The sequence below is a fragment of the Actinotalea ferrariae genome, from assembly GCF_019733465.1.
GTDB lineage: Bacteria > Actinomycetota > Actinomycetes > Actinomycetales > Cellulomonadaceae > Actinotalea > Actinotalea ferrariae_A.
The window spans coordinates 1-8,334 of record NZ_JACVQL010000080.1 but is presented as its reverse complement, the minus strand read 5'-3'; the positions used below and the strand labels follow the sequence as shown (position 1 = coordinate 8,334).

At 76.4% G+C, this 8,334-nt stretch carries 10 protein-coding genes, 1 pseudogene and 1 riboswitch; of the genes and pseudogenes, 1 reads left to right on the top strand and 10 read right to left on the bottom strand.

The genetic code is table 11. The features are described 5' to 3' along the window. Nucleotides 1-690, top strand: a 690-nt coding sequence (locus tag ICW40_RS07115) for a DUF3866 family protein (RefSeq protein WP_221653135.1), incomplete at its 5' end; no start/stop codon positions are given. Between the two features lie 67 nt (nucleotides 691-757). Here ICW40_RS07115 and ICW40_RS07110 read toward each other — a convergent pair. From ICW40_RS07110 to ICW40_RS07065, 10 genes and pseudogenes are all read right to left on the bottom strand, one after another. Then, a complete protein-coding gene (locus ICW40_RS07110; RefSeq protein WP_221653134.1) occupies nucleotides 758-1,234 on the bottom strand; it encodes a PH domain-containing protein in 477 nt (158 codons plus the stop codon). A 2-nt stretch (nucleotides 1,235-1,236) separates the two neighbouring features. Continuing rightward, entirely contained in the window at nucleotides 1,237-2,088 is an 852-nt protein-coding gene (gene hisG / locus ICW40_RS07105; protein ID WP_221653133.1) for an ATP phosphoribosyltransferase, read from the bottom strand. Between the two features lie 111 nt (nucleotides 2,089-2,199). Further along, on the bottom strand, nucleotides 2,200-2,463 hold the full coding sequence (locus ICW40_RS07100; protein ID WP_221653132.1) for a phosphoribosyl-ATP diphosphatase: 264 nt from the start codon (nucleotides 2,461-2,463) through the stop codon (nucleotides 2,200-2,202). 11 nt (nucleotides 2,464-2,474) lie between these two features. Further along, nucleotides 2,475-3,191 carry a nicotinamide riboside transporter PnuC gene (gene pnuC, locus ICW40_RS07095; RefSeq protein ID WP_221653131.1) on the bottom strand — a complete coding sequence of 239 codons (717 nt, stop codon included), beginning with the start codon at nucleotides 3,189-3,191 and terminating at the stop codon, nucleotides 2,475-2,477. Further along, on the bottom strand, nucleotides 3,191-3,658 hold the full coding sequence (ribH, locus tag ICW40_RS07090; protein WP_221653130.1) for a 6,7-dimethyl-8-ribityllumazine synthase: 468 nt from the start codon (nucleotides 3,656-3,658) through the stop codon (nucleotides 3,191-3,193). The genes pnuC and ribH overlap by 1 nt, the downstream gene beginning before the upstream one ends. Then, a complete protein-coding gene (gene ribA / locus ICW40_RS07085) occupies nucleotides 3,655-4,935 on the bottom strand; it encodes a GTP cyclohydrolase II (RefSeq protein ID WP_221653129.1) in 1,281 nt (426 codons plus the stop codon). Before ribA ends, ribH begins: the two co-directional genes overlap by 4 nt. Further along, the gene (locus ICW40_RS07080; protein WP_221653128.1) at nucleotides 4,932-5,558 is read right to left on the bottom strand and encodes a riboflavin synthase; all 627 of its coding nucleotides are present in this window, start codon (nucleotides 5,556-5,558) and stop codon (nucleotides 4,932-4,934) included. Before ICW40_RS07080 ends, ribA begins: the two co-directional genes overlap by 4 nt. Beyond that, nucleotides 5,559-6,764, bottom strand: coding sequence for a bifunctional diaminohydroxyphosphoribosylaminopyrimidine deaminase/5-amino-6-(5-phosphoribosylamino)uracil reductase RibD (gene ribD / locus ICW40_RS07075; RefSeq protein WP_374199139.1), 1,206 nt, complete (start codon nucleotides 6,762-6,764; stop codon nucleotides 5,559-5,561). 87 nt (nucleotides 6,765-6,851) lie between these two features. Continuing rightward, nucleotides 6,852-7,015, bottom strand: a riboswitch (FMN riboswitch). 69 nt (nucleotides 7,016-7,084) lie between these two features. Beyond that, on the bottom strand, nucleotides 7,085-7,759 hold the full coding sequence (gene rpe / locus ICW40_RS07070) for a ribulose-phosphate 3-epimerase (RefSeq protein WP_221653127.1): 675 nt from the start codon (nucleotides 7,757-7,759) through the stop codon (nucleotides 7,085-7,087). Nucleotides 7,760-7,853: 94 nt separating this feature from the next. After that, nucleotides 7,854-8,334, bottom strand: a pseudogene (locus ICW40_RS07065) (rRNA small subunit methyltransferase B); the annotation flags it as partial.

Sequence of the window (8,334 nt, the reverse complement as noted above, 5' to 3'; positions counted from 1 at the left end):
GCGGCGGGCCGGCCCGCGCCGCGCGTGGCCTACGTCATGACCGACGGCGGCGCCCTCCCCGCCTGGTTCTCGCGCACCGTCGCCGGCCTGCGGGACGCGGGCTGGCTGTCCGCGTGCGTCACGGTCGGGCAGGCCTTCGGCGGTGACCTCGAGGCCGTCACGGTGCACACGGGCCTGCTCGCGGCGCGGCACGTGCTCGACGCCGACCTCGTGGTCGTCGCACAGGGGCCGGGGAACCTCGGGACCGGCACGCGGTGGGGCTTCTCGGGCGTCGCTGCGGGCGAGGCGCTCAACGCGGTCGGCGCGCTGCACGGCAGCCCCGTGGCGTCGCTGCGGGTCTCCGGGGCCGACCCGCGCGAGCGGCACCGCGGCGTCTCGCACCACTCGCTCACCGCCTACGGACGCGTCGCGCTCGCGCCCGCCGACGTCGTCGTGCCCGTGGCGGAGGGACCGGCCGACGACGAGCGCCAGGCGCTGCTCGCGACCGTGCACCGTCAGGCGCAGTCGCTGTGCGCGCCGCTCGGTCGGCACCGGCTCGTCGAGGTGCCGACGGGGCCGGTGCTGCTCGACGCGCTCGCGGCCGCGCCCGTCCGGCTGTCGACGATGGGCCGGGGTCTCGACGCCGACCCCGAGTCGTTCCTCGCGGCCGCGGCCGCGGGCGTCCACGCCGCGGGGCTGGTCCGAGGCTGACCGAGGCGGGCGCCGGACGCCGGACGTCACGGGGCCGCCGGCTGTCGCGGGGTCAGCCCGGCGAGCGTCAGTCGTCGCGGGGCGTGGCGGTGTGGAGCGCCACGAGCGTCGCCATCCGGCGGGCCTCGGCCTCGGCACGCGCCCCGTCGGCACGCTGGATCCCCATGACCGCGAGCGTGTCGCCGTCGGCCAGGTCGAGCTGCACCCACGGGCGGCCCTGCCCGAACCGGACGGAGACGACCTCGGCCCACTCGATGCGGCGCGTGATCATCAGGTTGCGCACGGTGACGCCTGCCTCGTCCGGGACCGCGCGCACGCTCGCCTGACGCCAGAGGAACCACGCGACGAGGGCGCCGAACGCCACGATGCCGACCAGGTCGAACGGCGACTGACGGTCGGGCGCCGCGCGGGGCAGCAGCACGGCGATCCCGATCATCATCGCGAGCACGAGCACCGCGAGCACGAGCGAGACCACCCGGGCGGCGCGCGGGCGGAACGGGCGGTGGAGCTCCGCGCGACCGCGATCGGGACCCGGGGTCGTCATGGTCAGAGCCGGCAGGCGTGGATCGAGGTCACGAGGATCGCGCGGGCGCCGACGTCGTAGAGCGCGTCCATGACGCGGTTGGTCTCGTCGCGCCGGACCATCGCGCGCACCGCGGCCCACTCCCGGTTGTGCAGCGGCGCGACCGTCGGCGACTCGAGGCCCGGCGTGATCGCGACGGCGCGCTCGACCAGGTCGAGGGGCACGTCGTAGTCCATGAGGACGTACTGCCGCGCGGTCAGGACGCCCTGAAGGCGCCGCGTGAGGACGTCCAGGCCGGCGGGCTCGTCGACGTCGCTGCGCCGCACGAGGACCGCCTCCGAGCGCAGGATCGGGTCCCCGAACACCTCGAGCCCGGCGGCGCGGAGCGTGGTGCCGGTCTCCACGACGTCGGCGATCACGTCCGCGACCCCGAGCTGGATCGCGGTCTCGACCGCGCCGTCGAGCCGCACGATCTCGCGGGCGGCGATGCCGTGCGCGCGCAGGTGGGCGGCCACGAGCACCGGGTACGACGACGCGACCCGCCGACCGGCGACGTCGCGGACGCCGCCGAGCGCGTCGGCCGCGGGCGCCGCGAAGCGGAACGTCGACCGCGCGAACCCGAGCGGCAGGTGCTCGGTGGCCGACGAGGCGGAGTCGAGCAGCAGGTCGCGGCCGGTGATGCCGACGTCGACCGTGCCGGCCCCGACGTACACGGCGATGTCGCGCGGCCGGAGGAAGAAGAACTCGACCCCGTTCTCGGGGTCGGGCAGGACGAGCTCGCGCGAGTCGCGACGCTGGCGGTAGCCCGCCTCGCGCAGCATCTCGGCGGCCGGCTCGGAGAGTGAGCCCTTGTTCGGGACGGCGATGCGGAGCACGGGGTCCTCTGCGGTTCGGGTGCGGCTGCGGTTCGGGTGCGGCTGTGGTTCGGGGTGTGCGTCGCCCGGGGCGACCGGACGGGCAGGGCGACGCGCGGGGACGCCCGCGGGTCAGAGGTGCGCGTAGACGTCCTCGAGCGTCAGCCCGCGCGCGAGCATCAGGACCTGCAGGTGGTAGAGCAGCTGGGAGATCTCCTCGGCCGTCCGCTCGGCGCCCTCGTGCTCGGCGGCCATCCAGACCTCGGCGGCCTCCTCGACGACCTTCTTGCCGATGGCGTGGACCCCGGCGTCGAGCTCGGCGACGGTCCCGGAGCCGGCCGGGCGGGTGCTGGCCTTCTCGGCGAGCTCGGAGAACAGCGAGTCGAACGTCTTCACGTCGGTAGAGCCTAGACGCCCTCGCGGTCCCCGGCCGGGCCGTCCACCGCGAGGGTCCCGGCACCGCCCGCCGCGGTCACGGCCTCGGCCTCCCCCGCGCGCTGCGCGCGCAGCCACACCGTGAAGCCGTAGAGCACGACGCCGCCGTAGACCGCGTAGAGCACGGCCGACGGGTAGTACCCCGCCTGGAGCAGCAGCGGGACCCCCACGACGTCGACCGCGATCCAGATGAGCCAGAACTCGGTCCAGCCGCGGGCCATGCCGTACGTCGCTAGCAGGCTGCCCGTGAAGATCCACGCGTCCGCCCACGGACCCCACGAGCCGAGCGCCTGGAACACGAGGGCCGAGACGACCGTCCCGACGACGGCGGCGACGACCAGCTGCACCCGGCCCCGCGTTCCCGCCCAGGTGGGCACGATCGCCGGGCCGTCACCCGAGCCCTGCGTCGCCTGGCGCCAGCGCACCCAGCCGTACACCGCCACGGCGATGAAGAACACCTGCCGGCCCGCCTGCCCGTAGAGGTCCTTCGCCTGCGGCGTGTCGAACACCCCGCCGAGGAAGACCGTGAAGAGCAGGACGTTGCCGACGATGCCCACGGGCCACGCCCACACCCGACGGCGCATGCCGCCCACGGCCGAGGCGAGGCCGAACAGGTTGCCCACGACCTCGCGCCAGAGGATCGGGTGGCCCGCGATGGTCAGCTGCGCGTCGAACAACCAGTCGATCATCAGATCCCCCGCAGGGCGAGCACCGTGGCGACGGCCGCCTCGGCCGCCTCGGCGCCCTTGTCCTCGGTCGAGCCGGGCAGGCCCGCGCGGTCGAGCGCCTGCTGCTCGTCGTCGCAGGTCAGCAGGCCGAAGCCCACCGGCACCCCGGTGCGCACGGCGACGTCGGTCAGGCCCTGCGTCGCGGCCGCGCACACGTACTCGAAGTGCGGCGTGCCGCCGCGGATGACGACGCCGAGCGCGACGACGGCGTCGACCCCGGTCCGGGCGAGGCGGCCGGCGGCGACGGGGAGCTCGAAGGAGCCCGGCACGCGCAGCAGGCTCACGTCCGTGACGTGCGCCGCCGCGAGGGCGCGGTGCGCTCCCGCGACCAGCCCGTCCATGACCTGCGTGTGCCAGCTCGCGGCGACCACGCTCACCCTGAGCCCCGACCCGTCGAGGGTCAGGCGTGGCGCTCCGGCTCCGCTCATCGTTCGTCCTCCTGGGGTGCGGCCGGGACGGTCGCCCCGGCGTGGGTGAGCAGGTGGCCCATGGCCACCGCCTTGGTGCGCAGGTAGGCGGCGTTCTCGACGGTCCGGCCGACCTCGAGCGGGACGACCTCCTCGACGACGACGCCGTGCGCCGCGAGCCCGGTGACCTTCGCCGGGTTGTTGGTGAGCAGGCGGATCGACGTCAGCCCGAGGTCCGCGAGGACGGCCGCCGCGGCGCCGTACTCCCGGCGGTCGGCCGGCAGCCCGAGCTCGAGGTTGGCCTCGACCGTGTCGCGGCCGTCGTCCTGCAGCGCGTAGGCGTCGATCTTGGACAGCAGCCCGATCCCACGCCCCTCGTGCCCGCGGAGGTAGACGACGGCCCCGCCCTCGGCCGTCGCGCGCTCGAGCGCGGCGTCCAGCTGCGGCCCGCAGTCGCAGCGCAGGGAGCCGAAGGCGTCGCCCGTGAGGCACTCGGAGTGCACCCGCACCACCGGCACGGCGGCGGGGGTCTCGACGTCCTCCGGCACGAGGGCCACGTGGTCTGCGCCCGTGCGCAGGTCGCGGTAGCCGTGCACGCGGAAGGAGCCGTGCCGCGTGGGCAGCCGGGCGACGCCCGTGGGGTGCACGCGGGCGCGCGGCGGCTCCGGGCCGTCGGGCACGGGGTCGTCGTGCTCACGGCGCCAGGCGACGAGGTCCTGGATCGTCAGGAGCACGAGGCCGTCGGCGGCCGCGAGCCGGGCGGCGTCGTCGAGCCGCATCATCGTGCCGTCGTCGTGCACGAGCTCGGCGATGCCCGCGACCGGCTCGAGCCCGGCGAGCCGGCACAGGTCCACGGCCGCCTCGGTGTGGCCGCCGCGGTGCAGCACGCCGCCGGGGACCGCGCGCAGCGGGAGGACGTGACCCGGCCGGATGACGCTCTGCGGGCCGGCGGCGGGGTCGGCGAGGACGCGCAGCGTCGTCGCGCGGTCGGCCGCGGAGATCCCCGTGGTGACGCCGTCGGCGGCGTCGACCGTGACCGTGTACGCCGTGCGCCGCGGGTCCTGGCTGTGGGGCACCATGAGCGGCAGCTCGAGCGCGTCGGCCCGGGCCGCGGGCATCGGGGCGCACAGGTAGCCCGACGAGTGCCGGATGGTCCAGGCGACCCACTCGGCGGTCGCCGAACCCGCGGCGAGCACGACGTCGGCCTCGTTCTCGCGGTCGGGCGAGTCCGCGACGAGCACCGGACGCCCGCGGCGCAGCTCCTCGAGCGCCTCCTCGACCGTGCCGAGCCGGATCACGACCGCTCCCCCGGTGCACCCTGGCCGCCGACCGCGCCGCCGGCGAGGAGCCGCTCCACGTACTTCGCGATCACGTCGACCTCGAGGTTGACCGGGTCGCCCGGCGCGAGGGTGCCGAGCGTCGTGGCCTCGAGGGTCGTGGGGATCAGCGAGACGCCGAAGCTCGCGTCGTCGACGCCGGTCACCGTGAGCGACACGCCGCTGACGGCGATCGAGCCCTTCTCGGCGACGTACCGGGCGAGCGACGGCGGCAGCGCGAGGCGCAGGTCGTCCCACCGCGCGCCCGGGGTCCTCGACAGGAGCGTGCCCGTCCCGTCGACGTGGCCCTGCACGAGGTGGCCGTCGAGCCGGCCGTCGGCCCGGACGGCGCGCTCGAGGTTGACCGCCGAGCCCGGTGCGAGGGCGCCCAGGGTGCTGCGCGCGAGCGTCTCCGGCATGACGTCGACGCCGAAGCGGTCACCGTCGAGGTCGGTGACCGTGAGGCACACGCCGTCGACGGCGATCGAGTCCCCGAGCCGCGTGCCCTGCGTCACGACCGCGCCGCGCAGCGTGAGCCGCGCGTCCCCCGTGCCGCGCTCGACGGCGACGACGGTGCCGATCTCCTCGACGATGCCGGTGAACATCTAGCTCTCCCCTGCTGGTGCGGCTGGCTGGGCGCCGGACGGCTGCGCGTCGGGCGGCTGCGACGCGGAGGCCCGCGCTGGGACCGGCGGCCGGGACGTGCCGGGCCCGGCCCGGCCGTCGACGTCGGCGACCAGGAGGACGTCGGGTCCGAGCACACGCAGCAGACGCGGACGCAGGCGCATCGCGCCGTCGATCGACGCGATGCCGAGGTCGCCCGTCGCCGCGGGCCCGGCGCCGAGGAGCACGGGCGCGAGGTAGGCGTGGACCTCGTCGACCAGCCCCGCGCGCAGGAAGGCGGCGGCGAGCGTGGGACCGCCCTCGACGAGCAGGTGACGTACCTCGCGGCGCGCGAGGCGGTCGAGCACGGCGGGCAGGTCCCGCGTCCGCTCGTGGACGAGCTCGCCGCCGGGACCGCGCAGTCGCGCCGTGTCCGGGAGACCCGCCGAGCCGACGACGACGCGCAGCGGCTGGTGCGCCGCGAGCGTCCCGTCCGCGTCCCGGGCGGTCAGGGACGGGTCGTCCGCGGCGGCCGTCCCGCCGCCGACGGCGATCGCGTCGACCTCGGTGCGCACGGTGTGCGCGTGCGCGCGCGCCTCGGACGACGTGATCCAGCGGCTCGAGCCGTCGGCCGCGGCGACCCTGCCGTCGAGCGTTGTCGCGAGCTTGAGCGTGACGAACGGGCGCCCGGTGCGGACGGCGTGCAGCCACACGCGCAGCAGGCCCTCGCCCTCGGAACGGCGGACGCCGCCGACGACGTCGACGCCCGCGGCACGCAGCAGCGCGGCGCCCCCGGCGGCGGCGGGGTTCGGGTCGTCGACCGCGTGCAGCACGCGCGTGACCCCGGCCTCGAGCAGCAGCTGCGCGCATGGCCCGGTGCGCCCGGTGTGGGCGCAGGGCTCGAGCGTGACGACGGCGGTCGCGCCGCGGAGGTCCCGACCGTCGGTGCGCGCAGCCGTGACGGCGGCCGCCTCGGCGTGGCGGGTGCCGGCGCCGTCGTGCCGGCCCTCGGCGAGCACACGCCCGTCCGCCGCGAGGAGGACGCAGCCGACCCGGGGGTTGGGGCCGTGCGCCGGCCCACCGGCCGCGAGCTCGAGCGCGCGGTCCATCGCGGCGAGCTCGACCGGGCTCACCCCGGCGGGGATGCCGTCGACGACCTCGCCTCGGGGCGCTGCGGGGACGCCCCCGCGTGCGACCGCTGCAGCCATGGCACCTCCCTCGAGCGCTCAGCTCCGGGGGTGCGCGACAGGTCGCGTCGACGTCGCCTCGGCGCACGACTGTGCCGACGCGGACGCCACGTGCTTCCTCCCATCCGGACTTTCACCGTCGGTCCTGGAGTTCCACCAGGTCAACCGCCCGGACCGGACCGACGTCGGGCGAGCCTGACGCTGGTCACGGTCGTGGGCGGGTCGCGGACTGTCACCGCCGGCTCGGACTTTCACCGACCCCGGAGCACGTACGTGTTCGGCGGTCAGTGTGCCACAGCGCCGCGGACCGGGAGCGGCCGGTCCGGCGCCGCCCGTGACGCTCAGCGCGAACGGTGCGCGTGCGCCCCGGCCGCGAGGCACCTCAGCTCGCCGATCGCACCCGCGGCGTCGTCCGCGCCGTAGACGGCCGAGCCCGCGACGAAGACGTTCGCGCCCGCGTCGGCGGCCCTCTCGACCGTCTCGGCCGAGACGCCGCCGTCGACCTGGACCCAGACGTCGAGCCCCGCCTCCTCGACGGCGCGCCGCGCGCGGCGGATCTTGGGCAGCGTGACGTCGAGGAACGCCTGCCCGCCGAACCCGGGCTCGACCGTCATGACGAGGAGCATGTCGATCTCGGGCAGGAGGTCGACGAACGGCTCGACCGGCGTCGCCGGCCGCAGCGCGAGCCCCGCACGTGCCCCGAGACGGCGGAGCTCGCGCGCGAGACGCACGGGCGCGCGCGCGGCCTCGGCGTGGAACGTCACGGACGCCGCGCCCGCCTCGGCGAAGCCCGGCGCCCAGCGGTCCGGGTCCTCGATCATGAGGTGCGTGTCGACGGGCACGGGCGCGACCCTGACGATCTTCTCGACGACGGGCAGCCCGAGGGTGAGGTTGGGCACGAAGTGGTTGTCCATGACGTCGACGTGCACCATGTCGGCCGCCGCGATCCGCGCGAGCTCGCGCTCGAGGTTCATGAAGTCGGCGGACAGGATGCTGGGCGAGATCACGACGTCCATGGCGACAGTCTGGCGCAGGCCCGACGCACGGGCGTCCCGGCACGACGGCCGCGGGCGCGCCGGTCCGCCGCGCGCGGCACGCCGCACCGCCCCGTCAGCGCCGCCGCAGCAGCGCGAGGTGCATCGCGTCGGTGCCGTGGACGTGCGGCCACAGCTGGACCCACGGGCCGGGACCGAGCTCGATGTCGTCGCCCGAGACCGCCCGGACCGCGTCGCGCGCGTCGAGCTGCTCGACGTCGTCGCGCCGGCGCAGCACGTCCTTGACCACGAGCTGCGTCTCCGCGACGTGCGGCGAGCACGTCACGTAGGCGACCACGCCGCCGGGACGGACGGCGTCGAGCGCCGAGGCGAGCAGGCCGCGCTGCAGCTCGGTGAGCGGCCCGACGTCGGCCGGCGTGCGCCGCCACCGCGCCTCGGGGCGTCGCCGCAGGGCGCCGAGCCCGGTGCAGGGTGCGTCGACGAGCACCCGGTCGTACGCGCCGGGCTCCTCGTCGCCGACGGTGCGGCCGTCCGCGGTGCGCACCTCGACCACACCCTCGCGGACCGCCGCGACGGCCGAGCGCACGAGCCGCGCG